The 18,552-nt window shown below is 32.1% G+C and carries 16 protein-coding genes; 5 read left to right on the forward strand and 11 right to left on the reverse strand.

The genetic code is table 11. From position 1 onward, the window contains the following. Positions 1-425: 425 nt before the first annotated feature. Positions 426-1,202: an SDR family NAD(P)-dependent oxidoreductase gene (locus tag LC076_RS00870; RefSeq protein ID WP_226665441.1), complete on the reverse strand. Its 777-nt coding sequence runs from the start codon at positions 1,200-1,202 to the stop codon at positions 426-428. Positions 1,203-1,517: 315 nt separating this feature from the next. Here LC076_RS00870 and LC076_RS00875 point away from each other — a divergent pair, with 315 nt between their 5' ends. The 3 genes from LC076_RS00875 (at position 1,518) to LC076_RS00885 (ending at position 4,685) form a co-directional block, all read left to right on the forward strand. Next, positions 1,518-1,934, forward strand: coding sequence for an SET domain-containing protein (locus LC076_RS00875; protein ID WP_226665443.1), 417 nt, complete (start codon positions 1,518-1,520; stop codon positions 1,932-1,934). A gap of 389 nt (positions 1,935-2,323) precedes the next feature. Continuing rightward, positions 2,324-3,286 (forward strand): phosphatidylglycerol lysyltransferase domain-containing protein, encoded by a 963-nt coding sequence (locus tag LC076_RS00880; RefSeq protein WP_226665445.1) that lies wholly within the window; start codon positions 2,324-2,326, stop codon positions 3,284-3,286. Positions 3,287-3,338: 52 nt separating this feature from the next. Continuing rightward, positions 3,339-4,685 carry a YheC/YheD family protein gene (locus LC076_RS00885; protein ID WP_226665447.1) on the forward strand — a complete coding sequence of 449 codons (1,347 nt, stop codon included), beginning with the start codon at positions 3,339-3,341 and terminating at the stop codon, positions 4,683-4,685. 27 nt (positions 4,686-4,712) lie between these two features. On the opposite strand, the gene LC076_RS00890 is transcribed toward LC076_RS00885, so the two are convergent. The 6 genes from LC076_RS00890 to LC076_RS00915 all read right to left on the reverse strand — a co-directional run bounded on the left by LC076_RS00890 (position 4,713) and on the right by LC076_RS00915 (position 12,747). Next, the gene (locus LC076_RS00890) at positions 4,713-6,092 is read right to left on the reverse strand and encodes a Mur ligase family protein (RefSeq protein WP_226665449.1); all 1,380 of its coding nucleotides are present in this window, start codon (positions 6,090-6,092) and stop codon (positions 4,713-4,715) included. A gap of 70 nt (positions 6,093-6,162) precedes the next feature. Then, complete coding sequence (locus LC076_RS24300; RefSeq protein WP_226665450.1) at positions 6,163-7,467, reverse strand: YheC/YheD family protein; 1,305 nt, start codon at positions 7,465-7,467, stop codon at positions 6,163-6,165. A gap of 75 nt (positions 7,468-7,542) precedes the next feature. Continuing rightward, positions 7,543-8,931 (reverse strand): Mur ligase family protein, encoded by a 1,389-nt coding sequence (locus LC076_RS00900; protein ID WP_226665451.1) that lies wholly within the window; start codon positions 8,929-8,931, stop codon positions 7,543-7,545. Continuing rightward, positions 8,931-10,028 (reverse strand): YheC/YheD family protein, encoded by a 1,098-nt coding sequence (locus LC076_RS00905; protein WP_226665452.1) that lies wholly within the window; start codon positions 10,026-10,028, stop codon positions 8,931-8,933. The genes LC076_RS00900 and LC076_RS00905 overlap by 1 nt, the downstream gene beginning before the upstream one ends. A gap of 20 nt (positions 10,029-10,048) precedes the next feature. Continuing rightward, positions 10,049-11,362 (reverse strand): YheC/YheD family protein, encoded by a 1,314-nt coding sequence (locus tag LC076_RS00910; RefSeq protein ID WP_226665453.1) that lies wholly within the window; start codon positions 11,360-11,362, stop codon positions 10,049-10,051. A 323-nt stretch (positions 11,363-11,685) separates the two neighbouring features. Continuing rightward, positions 11,686-12,747, reverse strand: coding sequence for a YheC/YheD family protein (locus tag LC076_RS00915; RefSeq protein WP_226665454.1), 1,062 nt, complete (start codon positions 12,745-12,747; stop codon positions 11,686-11,688). A gap of 144 nt (positions 12,748-12,891) precedes the next feature. Between LC076_RS00915 and LC076_RS00920 the strand changes: the two genes are divergently transcribed. Then, positions 12,892-13,404: a hypothetical protein gene (locus LC076_RS00920; RefSeq protein WP_226665456.1), complete on the forward strand. Its 513-nt coding sequence runs from the start codon at positions 12,892-12,894 to the stop codon at positions 13,402-13,404. 57 nt (positions 13,405-13,461) lie between these two features. Here LC076_RS00920 and LC076_RS00925 read toward each other — a convergent pair whose 3' ends face one another. Genes LC076_RS00925 through rfbA form a run of 4 tightly spaced genes read right to left on the reverse strand, consistent with a single transcriptional unit; the run spans position 13,462 to position 17,454 of the window. Next, positions 13,462-14,457, reverse strand: a complete 996-nt coding sequence (locus LC076_RS00925) for a hypothetical protein (RefSeq protein WP_226665458.1) — start codon at positions 14,455-14,457, stop codon at positions 13,462-13,464. A gap of 53 nt (positions 14,458-14,510) precedes the next feature. Next, positions 14,511-15,827 carry a UDP-glucose dehydrogenase family protein gene (locus tag LC076_RS00930; RefSeq protein WP_226665459.1) on the reverse strand — a complete coding sequence of 439 codons (1,317 nt, stop codon included), beginning with the start codon at positions 15,825-15,827 and terminating at the stop codon, positions 14,511-14,513. Positions 15,828-15,858: 31 nt separating this feature from the next. Beyond that, entirely contained in the window at positions 15,859-16,557 is a 699-nt protein-coding gene (locus tag LC076_RS00935; RefSeq protein WP_226665460.1) for a putative nucleotide-diphospho-sugar transferase, read from the reverse strand. 36 nt (positions 16,558-16,593) lie between these two features. Continuing rightward, positions 16,594-17,454 (reverse strand): glucose-1-phosphate thymidylyltransferase RfbA, encoded by an 861-nt coding sequence (rfbA, locus tag LC076_RS00940; protein ID WP_226665461.1) that lies wholly within the window; start codon positions 17,452-17,454, stop codon positions 16,594-16,596. Positions 17,455-17,755: 301 nt separating this feature from the next. On the opposite strand from rfbA, the gene LC076_RS00945 reads away from it, so the two are divergent. Next, positions 17,756-18,475, forward strand: a complete 720-nt coding sequence (locus tag LC076_RS00945; protein ID WP_226665462.1) for a glycosyltransferase — start codon at positions 17,756-17,758, stop codon at positions 18,473-18,475. Positions 18,476-18,552: the final 77 nt, after the last annotated feature.

The raw sequence follows: 18,552 nt of genomic DNA on the forward strand, positions 1-18,552 counted from the left end.
TTGTTGTTTTTAAAATTCTATAGGGAAACATCTCTATATAAATTCTAGTGACATCATCTTTTCTTCTACAGATTGTCCCTTTTATTGATAAAACACTTGTTCTAACAAATAAAGAAGTCAATTAGCAACAATCTTTTAGAAAAGAGCCAATTAAAAAGCAACGATCTTCTTCCCCATAATGTAATGTATACCCATTGCAAAATAAAATCCAACATATTTGATACAGACTAATATTCACAAAAATAAATAAATTAGTTATTCAATATCATCTTCATTTCGTATGAAGGTAGCCGATACGACGTTTACAATAGAACTGATTGTTTATTTAAGGTTGTTTTAGAAAGCTTTGTTGTTTATAACAAAGCTTTCTATTGGCAACATATAATTTGGTTAATTAGCAATACTCTTTCAAACAAGAGCCTTAATTAAAACCCATTAATCGTCATCCCACCATCAACAAACAATGTTTGGCCACTTATGTAACTTGAAGCTTCAGAGGCTAAAAATACAGCTGGTCCAACTAGCTCAGGAAGCTGACCAATTCTATTTAGTGGTGTGACAGCTAATATATCATGAACATATTTTTCATTTTCTAATAAATCCTTTGTTAATGGAGTTTCAAAATACCATGGACCAATTGAATTAACATTTATATTGTATTTTCCCCATTCAAATGCGAGTATTTTTGTCATTTGAATCATCGCTGCTTTTGTTGCCCCATATGCTACTCCCGTTCGGAGAGCCACTTTTCCTGCAACTGAGGAGATGTTAATTATTCTTCCCCCATCACCTTGCTTTTTCATAAGTGCCCCAACTTCCCGTGACATAAAAAAGGCTGATTTTAAGTTTGTATTCATAATGCTATCCCATTCATCTTCTGTCACATCTAATGCTTGTGAACGAATATTCATTCCTGCATTATTAACCAAAATATCTACTTTTATTTTTTGATGTTCGATTTTTTCAATTGCATGATGAATATGAGAAGGCTTTGTGACATCTGTCACAATTGGTAAAGCACTTCTTCCCATATCATTTATTATATTGGCTACTTCTATAAGCTCTTTTTCTGTACGAGATAACAAAACTACATTTGCTCCAGCTTCAGCAAATCCAATGGCAAGTGCTCTCCCTATTCCTCTACCAGCACCTGTTATAATAGCTGTTTGATTCGTTAAATTAAATGACGGTAAGTAGTTCATCTTAATCTCTCCTTTAGTAAACTAAGTTCAATTGTACCTATAACAATGTAGGTATATCAAATCTTGAGTTTTATGACAATAAAGGCTCTTCTCTAAAAAGATTGCTAATTGACGTCTTTATCTGTTAGAACCAGTGTATTATCGGATAAAATGGTTAAATCTGTAGAGAAATAGACGCCGCAAGACTTTATATAGAGTTATATTTATCAGGATTAACAAGTTTAAGAAACAGCTTTAATAAAAGGTTGCATTCCTTGCTATGAACTGACAGAATTAAGAAGATCTAGTTTTTTATGAAAGGTAAATGGTGACAATATGATTGAAGTGAAAAATTCTACTCTTAGTACAGGTGAATTTACGCGAGGAGTATTTGCAACAAGAGATATTGCAAAAGGTGAGCTTTTACATGAAGCACCAGTTATTGCATATCCGAACGAGCAGCATGAATTGATTGAACAAACCTTGCTAGCTGATTATGCATTTGAGTATGGTATAAACCACACATGTATATTGCTAGGGTATGGTATGATGTTTAACCATTCCTATGAACCTAATGCTACATATGATATTAATTTTCCGAATCACACGTTTGATTTTTTCGCTTATAAAGATATTAAAGCCGGAGAAGAAATCCTAATTAACTATAATGGTGAAGTTGACAACGATGATCCACTATGGTTTAACGAGGACTATGAAGAAGCTGTAGCTAAATTAGAAGCAGAAGAAAAATAAGAAAAGTGAAAAGTATTTAATATTGGGTAACAAGCATATGACGATCTGGAATAGAAGGGTCTTCTTATCGTTAATTTCTATTCGTCTGGAGCTAGACATAAAAAATCTATGTGCAGAATTTAATACTTTTTGTAAGTTAAACCGAGCCAAAATTGCTCGGTTCTTTTTTGTTTAGAGGATATCGAAAGTTGAATTAATACCATATCTCCTTAATATATACTTATGAAATATTATTCTCCAACATTTTTCACACACTAACCAATCAAACGCTTTGTTTTAATTAAGTTTTGCTTTTCTTTTTTCTTCTAGTCAAAAACATACTCATTTTCTCATTCCTTTACATACCTATAATAATAAGAAATAAACCCCTGATAATGGAGGGACAATTTTTGGATACTAATTGGTTAAAGGAACATTCTTTTAAGGAAATAAAGATTGAGGATTATGATTTGTTTAGTAAATTCATTCAACAATCTAGTTACTTTACAGGATTATGGGCATCTAATTTCACCTATATTTGGAGTTTATCTCAGCTAAAAAACATAAAGGTCTTTTGGAAAATTATTGACCATATGTTAGTCCCCTTCATCATGACAAAAAAATTATATATGTATGTTTGGTGCTTACCTTTTGGTAAAGGAAATGAAAATCATGTTATAAAGGTAACAAAAAAAAGCTTACTTCTTTGCAAACAATGGAATACCATTCATCAACAAAAAAAGAGTGCTACCGTTAACTTAGTAAATGAACTTCAATTTCAATTCTTAGCATCGTCCCCTTTATTTAAAGAAAACTTCTTTTACAAAAAATACGACAGTAAGGAGATAATTTGGAGTGTTCCTAAGTTGGTTCATTTAAAAGGCAAAGAATTCAGTGAAATTAGAAGCTTAAGAAATAAATTAAAACGTGAACATCCGACAATTTTATTTCGTGAATATCAACCAACTGATTATAAAAGTGTCAAAAAATTAAAGCAAATATGGAATAAAACTTCTGGACAAAAATACAAAGTCATAACAGATCATAATCTCTTTCATCAAGTTATTCACTATTACCAAGCTCTTCAAGAAAAGATTTATGTTGCAACAGTTGAAGGGAAAATTGTTGGAATTGTCACAGGTGCTATTTTACCAAATGGGATTTCGTGGGGGTGTATCGCAAAAACACTTCCTGGTTATAAAGGCCTTTCTGAATATTTATATACCGAATTTGCAAAATCAATGTATTCTATTAATCCCAGGTTAACCATGCTACATGTTGGTAGTGACAATAATCAAGAAGGTTTACGCCGTTTTAAAGAAAAGTTTCGTCCTATTGAACATTTAGAACTTTATGCTCTGAAATTAAGGTAATAGTGAGAGCTATGGATAAAATCCCTCTCTATTTCCAACAAAGGTGATGATAATGAAACGATACAAAATAATCCCTTATTTAGGAAAATCAACTATACTAAAAATACACAATGATCTAATGACAGATCTAATGTGTATAGAACCTTCTTTATCGTTCGGAGAGACAACTGTAACAATTCAGATTCAACGTACACCTGGGGTAAAAAATAATGAGATCCATTTGTCAGAAGAGTTGATCAACCACTTTCGTATTCCACTATATTGTGATTACGAAATATCCTTTTATCAAAATACGATGGTATTAGGACCATATATTGGGATAATAGCTGACTTAACTAAAAAGGGGTTAATTCGTAGATTAAGTGACCTAGATAGCTATGTTAAATATTATGAAAAAATAGGTGGTAGCATCGCTGCCTTTTCTTTAGATTCAGTAAATGTTGAAAATGAAAGAATTTCTGAAGGATTTATTTATAATCCTCAAATACAAGAATGGATATGTACAAAAGATATTCCTCTGCCATCTTCTTTGTTTAATAAATGTAAAGTAGAAAGAAATAAACAATGGGAGTTTTTATCTTCCTATTATAAAGCGAACATTTGTAATTTTCCTACGTTTGATAAATGGGAAATGTACAAATGGTTTTCCACCGATCCTACTTTAAAGGAATTTCTACCTAAAACTCTTCTATGTAAAACTCCGAAGGATATTTTACAATTTTTAAGAAGATATAAAAATGCGTATTTAAAACCTATAGGTGGTACATTTGCTAAGGGAATCGTAGGGTTATCATATAGTAACCAGGGAGTAAAGATAAAATATGAAGTTAAAAGAAAAACAATTACACAAACTTATTATCAAAAAAGAGAATTTATCTCTTTCTTAAAACGACTTTTAAGAAAAAACGAATACCTTATTCAAGAATCGCTAAATCTTATAAGTGCAAATCAAAGAGTCGTAGATTTTAGATTCATTTATTTTAAGAATCAAGAAAGAGAATGGGAAAATGGCGGCCTATTTGCAAGATTTGGAAAACAAGGGAGTTCCGTTAGTAACCTTACTAGTGGAGGCAAACCTCAATTAGGAGAGAAAGCTCTTATAGAACTATTACAAAGTGAAGAGCTGGCTGATCATTTATACGAAAAAATGCTTCTTATCTCTGAAAAAGCAGCAAATAAACTAGAACAACATCTTATTACATGTGGAAATCTTGGTTTTGATTTTGGTATTGATGAAAACCATAAGTTATGGATTATTGAAATTAATAATGAAGATCCTGACCATCGAATCGCTACAGTATGCAAACGAAAAGATCTTATGTATTATGCTCGATTACAAAATATGCTTTATACGAAAGCATTAGCTAATTTTCATGAAAAAACACCGCCTAATTTGTAAACTCATTACTAATGTAGGCGGTATTTTTTAATTGACTCTAAGTGAATTTACAAACTTCTTATAAGATTGATACATCGATGTTTTAATTAAAATAATTGAATCTTCATCAGCTGTATCTGATAGAAACTCAAATGCTTTTTTAGGATCTTGACAATGTAAGATTTTCTTGCTATCCATACCATTTTTTATTGCTTGTAAACCGATCAACTCAGCTTCATTTCCTATCGTGAGCAGATAATCGATCTCTTCTTTTGCGACAATATCACCTACTAGTTTATGAATTTCACTCGTTTTGTCTCCTAAATATTTAATGTCCCCAAACACAGCAATCTTCTTGTTACCTTTAGCAACATTTGTTAATACATCTAAAGAAGATTCTATTGATGTTGGATTCGAACTCCACGTATCGTCTATTAATGTAGATCCGTTTATTCCTCTTACTATTTCCACATGCCTTGGTAATAAAGGAAAACTTGCTAAACGCTTACCAGCACTTTCTATACTCATTCCAAGCTGATATGCTGCCGCTATGGCTGCTGTTGCGTTATATACATTATGTTTTCCTAGACCTGGAACTTCAAAAATATAAGAATTTTGAGAATGAATTAAATGAAATTTCATTTTATTTTCTCCGTACATTATTTTCCCAATTTTAAAATCTGCTATGTTATTCATTCCAAAGGTTACAATCTTCTTATTCATTTTCTTTAAATCTATCTTTCTTACATGATCATCATCACCATTTACAACAATTGTTCCTTTGGAGTCTATTAGAGAGAAGATTGACAGCTTTTCATTTATATAAGAATCTAAATCTGGAAAACCATTCAAATGATCAATACCAATAGATGTCAAAATTCCAACATGTGGCTTAAAGTATTGATACGCTCGTTTTAAATGTCCTGGAACTGCTACAGCTGTCTCCATTACCGCAAGATCATCTGATTGTTTAATTCCTAACAAATAATCTAAATGCCGAGAAGGATCGTTTTCATTTCGTATGGTTTTATATACATTGAATTTATGAGAGAAAATCCAACTAATCATTTCCTTTGTCGTTGTTTTTCCACAAGTACCGGTGATGGCCACAAAAGGTATTTTAAGAGTATTTCGATAAAAATCAACAAATCTCCAGTATGCCATTCTTACATTTTTCACTAAAACTATCGTTACGTTTCTCCCTGCATTTCGTAATAAATCGGGCTTTGATGTAATAATTGTAAGCTGCTTAAAATGATTAGATGTTTTTAGAGATAAAATTCCTTTCGTATGAAAGTACAATGTATGGTCTTTGAGTAAAGAATATTTTGGGATTTTTATTACATGGCGAATAAGGGGATTTGTTTCGCCAACTATCACTTTTCCTTTCATGAAGGGCAATAGATCTTGTAAATAGATTGGTTTCATTTCTACTCTCCTTTTTAAATTGGCTCTGATAAACTTTTTGCTTTTAGTAATACGAAGAAAAGATCCTTACTTAAAAATCAGTTAGTGCTTTTGCATAGTGAAGTGGAGTTTGCCAAACCTTTTTATAAATTGACTCTGGTAAATGATACAAACGTTCATCATCTGCGTAATTCACTTGAACTTCGAGAACCCAAACCTTTAGATGCTCATCTAGAACAATATCAATCGCTACATCTGCAAGTGATTGCCTTCTTTTTTCAAGTGAAACACAAACATTTTCGCAAACTTGAATCATTTGAGTTTGAACGTTATTACACTTATCTTGGTCAAGAGTAAAATATTTTCTTAGTGTATCTTCAACTGGGACAATCTTCTGGCTATGTCTTAAATTAGTAATTACTTCGTTTGGTTTCGAAACTCGCCCATAAATACCAGAGCAATTCCATTCTTTCGCTTCATCCTTTTGCATATACACTCGAAAATCTACTAAGCTGTTTTCATAAGTAAACGGAACACCTTGTTGGATAATATAAGGATGCTTATTTGTTAAATTTTCTAAAAAATGACTTAATTCACTTTCTGTAAATAAAATTTGTTCACGATTGTTTGTGTCTTTTATGAGAAATCCTATTTTCATTTTCTTTGCTTGAATGATACCCCTACCTCTTGAAAGATTTGTCGGCTTTAAATAGACGGTTTGATAATGGTTAATCATAACTAAAAAGCTATTTACATCTCTCAATTTTTGTGTGAAAGGTAGATGTTGATTTATAGAAGAATCTTTACAAAGTAATCTCCACAGCTTTGATTTTGACATTAAGCAATTATTAATCACTTGCATTTTTACACCTTTTTTTAATAACTTCAGTTGACTTTTTTTTATATAAACTCGATTATATAAAACAGTTGGAAACGGAAATATTCCTTCTTTCCACTCATGATCTTTCGTATAATAATATGCTTTTATTAATTTATTCTCTTCATTGATTGAGTCAAGAGCCCCAACAAAAACAACTCCATGATCAAAATCAGATTTAGGAATTCGCTCTTTTAAAAGTTCTAATTTTCTTTGTGATAACCTTTCAAACTTCTTTTTTAATAACATGCCAATTAAAGGTCCAAATTGCACTCCACCATTTTTTATTTGAACATGAAGGTCAACATCTTCTGGTAATTTTATTGATTGCGAGAATTGTGGTGATACTCCAACTTCATTATATTGTAATGTATTATTTCCTTTTAGTTCCTTGATTACTTTCAACGTACCATAAGTGATGGGAATCTGTTGTTTTTCTACAAAATTATACTTACTTATTGTTTTTGGATTCATCCAAATTTCATTTATATTGCTGTCTTTCATCCACTTTATTTTCACTGATTACACAACCTCTCTTTGGATGTCATTTCTCTTGGTGTAAATGCCTGGTATCACGTTCCATAATTATCCATTTTATGCTTGGCGATATTTTACGACAACTTGGCGATATTCGCTTTTCATTTTTCCAAGAGACATCTTAAAAAGAATACAAGAGTTTTCACCACTAATTTCTTCTAATACAGAATCTAATTCACTAGCATCATCAACCATTATTACTTTTGAAGCATCCATCCCATTTTCTATAGCACTCATCCCAGTTAATTTCGCATGACTTCCAACAGTAATTAAATAGTCTAGCCCTCCCATTTCCATAAGTGTTTTACCTATTTTAATATGCTGCTCTTGCAAATGTTTACCAAGTCTCTGCATCTTACCTAAAACAAATATTTCCTTACTATCTTTAGAAATATTCTTTAATACTTGCATAGCAGCTTTAACTGAGCTTGGATTACAGCTCCACGTATCATCAATGACCATACTTTGGTTATAACCTTCATATATTTTCACATGACGAGACATTGTGCGAAAAGTTTGAAGTCGATTTATACAAGTTTCTATTGAAATCCCTATAGAATGACAAGCTGCAATGGCTGCTAAACTATTAAAAATATTATGTTCGCCGTATCCAGGTACAAAAACTGTATATTGTTTACCAGAGTTCAGAAGTGTATAGTTCATCCCCTCATTTACATAGGAAATTTTATCTGCTCGATAATTTGCTTCTTCGTTCACTCCGAATGAGATGATTTTCCCTTGATAATTCGACATATCTATTTTCTTTATGTTTTCATCGTCAGCATTTATGATAAGAATTCCTTTGTAAGATAACGCCTCTAGCATTTCTGCTTTAGCTTTAATATAATTTTCAAGTGTTCTACATCCTTCTAGATGTGCTTCACCAATATTTGTGATCACACCTACTGTTGGTCGAAAATATCTCCCGCTACTACGAACGTTTCCTCTGTAGGCGACACCCATTTCAAACACTGCTAATTGTGTGGAGTCATCTAATCCAAACAAATACCCATGATTCAAGTGCAATCCGTTTTGACTTTGAAAGGTTTTATGAACCATTAGATCTTCTTTTGCAATATGGTTAACCATATCCTTTGTCGTCGTTTTACCACACGTCCCCGTTACCCCGATAACAGGAATATCAAATAAACTTCGATAATAACAAATAAATTTCCAATAAGCTTCTTTACAATCATTCACTAAGATAATATTTACATCTTTGTGAATAGGTTCTTCCCCAGTTAAGTGGTCAACAACGATGCTATAGCCTTGTTTTGTTTTTAACAAATCCCAATTACATGCATTTGGAACATGGCAAAAATATAAAACATGTTGATCAATATTACTTTGTCTTTTCACCACTTTTTGTATGGTACTTTCTTCATTTCCTTTAACTAGCGAGCCATCAATTTCTCTCACAATATCTTTTAATAAAAGGGGTTTCATTAGTCATACTCCTTTATTTCATGCTCATAAAGGTATTTAGCATATCCAATGGGTGTGAAATAAGTCGATTTCCAAACATCATTCATTCCAGCATTTTTAAATGTGATTCTGAGATCCCGACAATTCGCTTCAATAAACATTGGAAATCCTTCATTTGTCATCCCTATATCTAAGCCTAAATCAGCAAGCTTTGGTAATTTAGCTGTAAGGTTTGAGGCAACTTTTTCCGAGAAAAACTCGATATTTTTATATACCGTTTTATAGTCAAGAGATAACTCATTTACCAATTCCTCTAGCGTTTTACATGTTCCTCCTTTTGCAACATTTGTTACATGTCCGCCAAGTTGAGCTACTTTTCCAACAATTCCTGTTACTTGCCATTTACCTTTCTCGTTTTTTTGAACAGATACGCGCAAATCAAAAGGACTTCCTTTAAATGTCGCTAATGGAATTCGTTCTTGAATTAGGTTGTTTTTAGAATTGATTTTTCTCTTTAAGATTACGGGGAAGTTTTTTGTTGTAAAAACTTCTTTGTGTAGTGTATTTCCTTTCTTTTTGTAAAAAAACATTTCCCAATTTTCCACATCAACTTTAGCTAACTTGATTACACCGCTACCAAGACTATTGTTGTTTGGCTTTATAATTAAATCTTTATATTTTTTTAACATCGCGTGAAGATTCACTTCGCTGGCTCTAACTGTTTCTGGTAAGTGCGGTTGTATATCTTCATGAACTTGGAGAATTTGATGAATCTTTAATTTTCCAAATCGATTCCATTTATTAAAAATAATGATTCCTTTTTCATTTAAGAGATGTATTTTCTCTTCAGCAGTTTGTTTAAAATGTAAGGCACGATTATGAATAACTGTAGGAACAGGTAGTTTTCGTTGTTCATATTTACCGCCGGTTTCCATCACATAAGCATGAACATAATCACAATTTCCACTAATATCTTTCAGCCTAAAAAAACAAGGAATTAAACCATAATGTTTTGCAGCTTCTTCATATAAAGATAATTGCTCGTATGTTGATTTTTGGTTTTTAATTCCTCCAAAATTAATTCCATCCAGTAAGATTCCAACAAAAGGTTTGGTCATGTCATTATCCCTCCTTTACCTTAAAATTCTGCTAATGATTTTGCATAATGAAACGGAGTTGTACGCAAAATCTTAACTAATTGGCGATTCTTCATTTTTATTAAGCTATCATATCCATAGAGCTTATTAACCTCTAAAACCCAAATATTGTCTTGATCATCAATAATACAGTCTATTGCAACATCACCATAATTGCCGATTGTCTTATCTAATGTTTTACACAAATTGATGCAAGTGATATAAATTTTTTGTTTCATACCATTTACTTCATCAGCGGTTCCTTCAAATAAAAATTTTATTGCATCTTCTCCAGATAATAATTTTTCTACATATTTCAAGTTTGTAATGATTGTATTTTTTATAGACACTCTTCCGATCATTCCTTGACAAACCCATTCTTTAAGGTGATTTTTTTGAGCATAAATGCGAAAATCAACATTTTGATCATTTCGGGAAATGGAAACACTTTGTTGAATGATATATTTTTTATTAATTAAATTTTTTAGAAACAATTGTAGATCGTCTTCGTTATTTATTATGGTTTTCTCTCTATTACGATTCGTTATAATAAGTAATTCTTGTTCATCTTTAGAAACATGAAAAATCCCTTTTCCTCCTGCACCATCGCGTGGCTTTAAATAAATAGATCGGTACTTATCTAAAAATCGTATTACTTGTTCACCATCACTTAAGGTTTCAGTATAAGGAAAATACTTTGCTAGCTCATTGTCTACTAAGCTGTATTCATTTATTTCACCTTTACAAAAATAATATGAATTAATAACTTTATCGCCAATTTGTGATAGTAAATCGTTGTACTTCTCGGTATCAATGGGGTGTCTTTTGTATACAACATCAGGATAAGGAAATGTACCAGCTAGCCATCTAGTATTTGCATCCTCACCTTTTGAATTGTAGTAATATCCATGAATTATTTTTTTCTCCGTATCAATTTCTTTTGCAGCAAAGATAAAAATGAGACCACCTATTTCTGAATAGGTGGAAAAGCGACCTTTCATACGTTCTAATCTTTTTGGTGATAGATGTTTTTTATTAGAATAAGCGACAAAGCCAATAACTGGACCAATTCGGAGCGTTCGACCAGTTAAAACCAATTCAAATGGAACTTCATTGGGGATCGTAAAGGTTTTCGTTATGTCAACTGGAATTCCTATTTTATTCTCAGCTAACTCATCATCCATTTTTACCAAATATTCTTTTGACCAGTTTCCGATTTTAAGAATAATTCGATGTTGCGTGATACCGTATTCATTCTTCAACTTTTTAGAAATATGAATTTCTTCTAGAATATTATGATATTCAATCGTTACCATACCCATTTCCCCCCTCTGATACAAAGCTTGAGACACTATAATTCATTACATGCACAAATGTACAGTTGGGTACGGCTTTTTACCTATAATTTGGCAAAAATATTGATTGTGGGTGTTATTATTTTAAGCTATGTTAAAGCTTAAGATTGATTTTTAGCACTTGGTTGATTGGAGTGAAAGGCATGAGACTCCTGCGGGAGAAGCGTGTCAAAGGGAGACCCCACAGGCGCTTGCGCCGAGGAGGCTTCCGGACCGCCCGCGGAAAGCGAATGCCTGTAACGGAAATCAACCACAAAGTTTAACAGAGCCTTATTTTATAATGGTTATCTTTGTGACAAATAATAGGCATATTCAAAAGGTCGAGTGAATGAGAGATCTTGATCCTTTAAACTACGAATAGGATATGGTAAATGATTCACTTCAAAAACCCATAAAGCCCCTTGTTGATCTAAACCGAGGTCAATTCCTATGTCACCCATATGATAGCTTGAATCATCAAACGTTTTTCCTATCTCATGTCCTAATTGAATAATAGATTCCTTTATATTGATGATTTTTTCAGAAGAGAACATCTCTTTTAAAAATGGTTCAATATACATAAGCATGTTTTTATCTGCTCCTCTTGAAACAAACGGTTTTTTCAGAGCAATTCTGCCTACCAATAGACTTACATCCCATTCACCAGTACCATTTTTATTCATGTTTAAGCGAATATCCGTTGATTTTCCTTTCCATTTTGATGTTTGGACACCTTGTTGAATCATATACTTACCAGTTGAAAACCCCTTAGGATATAAGTTCCATATGTCTTTACTATTCTTAACAATGCTATTTTTTTTAGCCGTTTCTATTTTCATATGATCTTCATCTCTTTTTACCCATATGATTCCTTTTCCACTATGTCCTCTAATTGGTTTTAAATAAAATTCATGAAAATCTTTTAAAGCCTCATCAAGATCATTTACTTCTCTTAACATCCTTGAAAGAGGTAAATGGATTCTAAGTGATTTATTTTCTGATAAAATCTGACTTCCTTCATACTTGTTATAAAAATGATTATTAAAGATTCTACCAGGCATTAGCTTTTCTATTGCTTGTAATTCATGATGATCCACTTCACTTTGCATATAAATGACATCAGGTAATGAAAAAGTTCCATTCTCTATTACAATTTTATTGTCTTTTTTTCTATAAATCTGTCCTTTTAAAGTGGAGGTTTCAATATTTAGATTTTCTAATGTAAAAACAATGATTTCATCAAATAAATCTTTTTCTAGCATAGAGATTCTTCTTTGAGTTAACCGTTTAAACGTTCTTCTAGTTGTTTTACTACTTCTACCAACACATATTCCTAACTTTGGCTTCATATTAGATTGTTCATTCATATAAAACACTCTCCTTTCTACAAATTATGTTGTTAAACAATATTTGGATTATACTTTTTTCTATTTCCTAGACGAGCGTATATACATTCTTTTTAGAGATGAATACAATATAATGAATAAAATAGTTAAAGGAGATTGATAAATATGCCATGTACTTCAACAGTTTCACTAGATTATTATGATTTCGAATGGTTGGGTGATGCTTCCGCTGGAGTAATTAGTTATCGCGTAACTGGGATTTTAGAGGATTGTTCTGGTGGAATGGATTTCCCTGATTTAAGTCACTTTACAGTTGGCTTCGGATGTCCTTTAGAATTTTTTCCGGACGAACCAGTTGTAGGGTCAGTTCAGTATTATCTAGATGGAGAATTAATTAGTACTCAAGCTGTGAGTGTTGATTTTGTTTCAAGCGGAGAATTTCCATTTGACGGAATTAAATTCGAACAATTAGATGGTGACACAGTTCTAAAATCAGCTGCTTGTGGTGTAGATGGAGATAATCGTACACATGATGCGATTTTCACTTTTCTATTACCAGAAGATGTAGGATTCATCTATCAAGAATGCTGTGTAGGAATTGGTTGGAAGGGTGGTACTACTAGATTGCCTTTCTGTCAGGAATGTATTACTGGACTTTGTTGTTCGACCAAAGGGTAATCTAATCTATTATCAAACACGAAACATAAAAATAGCCTTCAACAGAAGGCTATTTTTTCATGTTATTTTAAAATGTTTATAAAAATTAGAATCTAAATCTTCTCCTTGAGAATTATAATCCTTTGCTGAAACAGTATTATCCTTCTTCTTCTTAATCATCGTATTATTATCTCCATGAGCAAGTACCCAAGTTAATAGCGGGGTATTGACCATTATATACTTTTTATTAATCTTACTAAGATGCGTTTTCACTGAGCCGTGTCGTCTTCCAACAATTTTAAAGTTTGTTTTTAGAACATCCTTCCGTTTTGAAGAGATAGGAAATTCTCTATTTGTAAAGTAGAATAATTGACTTGTGCCACATCCTATATAAAATCGATTTCTTTGCCATACTTCTTGGTTGGATACATTCACCATAAATCCACTATTAAAAACAAAGGCATCTTTTTTAGGACATTTTCGAATATATTCAACAAATCGGTGATGAATCCAATCATCGGCATCAACAGGCATAAAATATCCTGTATACCCAATTCTTCTTAAATGCGATCCAATCACATTGCGTTTCAATATCTTATCCCTACTATATCCTTTTAAATGAAGTGGTGGTGGAAATTTAACCTTCAGCCATGTTACTTTACTATGTTTTAACTCAGGTATGGTTGGTTTTTTATGTCCTGCAATAATAATTCGATAATGTTGATCTGTATTGTTAAAGATTGTTCTTAATGTTTTTGCCAGATTATTTTGTACTCTTTGCCAATTTCGTGAAGCTCTTTTACTTTTTAGAGAAATGGCAAAGACAATCTCCATATTGCTTTCATTACTACTAGGCTTTAACTGCGATATATTTTTTTCTATATCTTTAAGGCTCTCCATAACTGGTTTTTGGATGGGGAATTGAGTAGCTTGTTGGTTTTTGATTTTGTCTTGTACGGGAGATAAAGTGAGGGTTTTATTGTGTGATTTCGTAGTAGAAAATGTGTTGTGTTTTTTGCGAGCGCTTTTCAACCTTTTTATTTTCTTGTATTTAACTTGTTTCTTATTTTTCACTAACATCATTCACCTTTCTAAGGTTTTTAAAATGATTACCAATTGAATATAGGTTATCTATCTATAGCTTTACTTGTTGGCCTTCCAATAGAGTAGTAGTCTAAAGAATGCTGACTTATCTCCTCTAAATGATAACAATTTCGACCATCAAAAATAATCGGATGTTTCATGAATTTTACATAGTTAGTAATAGGAAAGTGTACGATTTCTTTCCATTCGGTTAAAATAAACACAGCATCTGCATCTTGAATGGCCTCATTTATAGAACCTACATATTGAATAGTAGGATGTAGTAAATTTTTCGCAGCATTCGTTGCAACTGGGTCAAACGCTTTAACGTTTGCACCTTCTTCTATTAATTGGTTTGAAATATCAATAGAAGCTGCTTCTCTCATGTCATCTGTATTCGGTTTAAACGATAAACCGAGAAGAGCAATCCTTTTTCCGTGAAAAGTTCCAAGTCTTTCTTTCGCTTTTTTAATAAGAACTGACTTTTGATTTTCATTAATCTTTATGACAGATGATAAAATTTCAAATTGATATCCTGCTTCTTTTGCTATATGAAGAAGCGCACTCGTATCTTTAGGAAAGCAAGAACCTCCATAACCAATTCCTGCATTTAAAAATTGAGAACCAATTCTATGATCCTTGCCCATTCCCATAGAAACATCTTCAACATTCGCTCCAACTTTTTCACATATAGAAGCAATTTCATTGATAAAGCTAATTTTAGTAGCAAGAAAAGCATTTGCAGCGTACTTAATCAGCTCTGCACTACGAATATCAGTTTTAAATATCGGAATATTGAAAGGTTTATTGATTTCTTCGAGTATTAAAGCTGTACGATCATTTTCAACTCCAATGACAATACGATCACCATTAAAGGAATCATAAATTGCCGATCCTTCTCTTAAAAATTCGGGATTAGAAGCAATATCAACACTGACTTCTACTTGTAAATGCTCTTTAATAATTTTTAAAATAGAATGATTTGTTCCTAGTGGGACAGTACTTTTCGTTACAACAACCACATCGTTTTTTATGTTGTGAGCAATTCTCTTCGCCACTTCTTCAACAAACTGTAGATCTGCTGATCCGTCCTTCTTCTGGGGTGTCCCAACAGCAATATAAATAACACCCACTTCATAAGCATCTTGAGTTTCTAAGCTAAAACGTAAATTTCCACTGGCTACATTTTTCGAAATCAACTCTTCTATGCCAGGTTCATATATCGGTGATTTTCCACTTTTTAATAGATCTATCTTTTCTTGATCAACATCAATACAAGTGACATCATGACCGATTTCAGCCAAACATACACCTGTGACAAGACCCACATACCCTGTTCCAACTACCGCTATCTTTTTCATGCATCAGAGCCTCCTTGCAAACAATTTTCACCTAATTATCTTTGCTATTTTTCAAAAACAATTGATAGCTTTTTTCCATCCTTTCTATCCTTTTCCAAAACTTTATTCCACAATGATGCATGATAACAGGATTTTCTGAAACATCCTTTCGATTAGGCCGACTATTCCATTTCACATCTAAAGATCCAATATAGGGGGTATACTTTGTAGGGCCATTGTATGTTAGAATTTTTACTAATCTATTTTTAAAGCCTAATAATTTTAAAAACGCTTGCTGATCCCACCAACCACGTTTATTTTTTCGCTTGAAATTCCAAACTTTTTCTAGTATTTCAAATGTCATTGGATCTCGCTTTGCTACAATAACACCAGAGTTTGGAAATAAAGGCTTTCTTCCAAAATAACTTGTCATATACACAACATGATCTGATTGTAATTCTTTACGAATATCTTCTTTAGGATTCACAATGATCGTATCTGAATCCATCCACATCACTGTTTTATAGTATTTTAAGAGATTTGCAAGTAAGAAAATTTTATTCTTTTTTGCTAATTTTGTTGTTAAAAAACTTTCAGTAAAAAAAAGCGTATCAATATTATGAAGCTTCCCATAATACTCTACTGTTGGCTTCATAATTTGTAATGCTTTTTCGTGATTCTCTCCAACTCCTAAACAACAAATGACCATATCACTTTTAGGCTCTAATAAAAAATCATGAGAAGGGATCACAGTTATCCTCCTAACATTATTTAACTATTTTATCTTTTACGATAAGTTCTTCAAGTACTGTCCGTATTCACTTTTCTCTAAACTTTTTGCTAGTTTCATTAATTGAGATTTCGTAATGAACTTTTCTCTGAAAGCTATTTCTTCAATACAACCTATTTTAACCTTATCATGCTTCTCGGTTTCTTCGATAAATTGGCCAGCTTTGTATAAGGATGTATGAGTTCCTGTATCAAACCATGAATATCCGTTACCTAACAACTCAACATGTAAATCACCTAATTCTAAATATGCTTTGTTAACATCAGTAATTTCTAATTCTCCCTTTTCTGAAGGCTTTACTTTTTTAGCAATATTTACAACTCGATGATCATAAACATACAAGCCTGTAACAGCATAATGTGATTTAGGCTGTGCTGGCTTTTCCTCTAAATTAATAACTTCTTTCCTGTCATTGAATTCTACGACTCCAAAACGATATGGATCTTTTACATAATAACCGAAAATTGTTGCACCTTTTTTTAAACTAATCGCCTTTCTTAAACGTGAGGTTAAACCATGACCAAAAAAAATATTGTCACCTAAAATTAACGTAACAGGTTCATTACCAATGAATTCTTCTCCAATAATAAATGCTTGAGCAATGCCCTTTGGAGAAGGTTCAACTTTAAATTTGATTGATATTCCTAATTGGGAACCATCGCTTAATAAATTCATAAATCTATTCTTATCCTCTGCTGTTGTGATAATGAGGATTTCCTTTATTCCTGCTTCCATTAATATAGCGAGAGGATAGTAAATCATCGGTTTATCGTATACAGGAAGCAATGGCTTTGAAATCACATTCGTTAAAGGACATAATCTCGTTCCTTTTCCTCCTGCAATGATTATTCCTTTCAAATTCCCTCCCCCTTTCTTTTTAAATTGCGTAAGCTCTTTTCGAATAATAATATATTAAATTATTTAGATATAGATATATGAAAGAGCCCAAATATAAGACATTATATCCAATTCATATAACCTATAATTGTATATACTATTCCCTTATTATCTATATTGATTAGGTGTTCATCGCTATAAAAGATAGATTATTAACCATTTATAGTACTCTAACTTAGTGAAAAACACATATTTCTCACCATTTATCACTAACTCATCGTTAATTCATATATGTATAAAAAAGAATGTTGGAGGAATCTAAATGGTGTCAGTTGTTGCTTGTACAATTCGTGATTCAATGATGGACAATATATTTTCTAATTTTAATAGACAATTGTGGCAAAAAAAGGAGTTAATTATTATTTTAAATAAAGATAAAATGAATAAGCAAAAATGGGAGGAAAAAGCAAGCACCTTTGACAATGTTTCAATTTATCAGCTTCCTGAAGAAAAGACGTTAGGAGATTGCTTAAATTTCGGTACCGAAAAAGCAAAGTATGAAATTGTCGCCAAACTCGATGATGATGATTATTACTCAGAATATTACTTAACTGAAGCGATGATGGCATTCGCATCAACAAATGCACAGCTAATTGGCAAAGGAAAATCATTTATGTATTTTGAAAAACAAAAGCTCCTTACAATAAGAAGACTAGGAAATGAAAACCAGCGTGTAAAAACGAATGTAAAAGGTGGGCTTAAAGGAGGAACCTTGATGTTTAAAAAAGAAATCTACCCTGAAATTAAGTTTCCTTCTAAAGTAGGCTCTGGAACAGACAGTTCATTTGTTGGACTTTGTAAAAGGAAAAAGCTAAGAATTTATTCAACTAGTCGGTACAATTATGTATATATTAGAAAATCAAATAGTGATAGCCATACGTATAAAAGGTCAAATAAAGTATTGTTGCAAAAAAGTAGAAGGGTTGGGAAGATTTCGAACTTTGTCCCTAAAGTGACAAAAGCGTTTGGATCTAATCAATAGAATAAGAATTTTAAAAAAGATAAAGGACTAGCCACTATCTAATAAATTCGGTTAGTCCACAATTTATGTTCTTTTCA

This window comes from Metabacillus litoralis (assembly GCF_020524045.1).
Lineage (GTDB): Bacteria > Bacillota > Bacilli > Bacillales > Bacillaceae > Metabacillus > Metabacillus litoralis_C.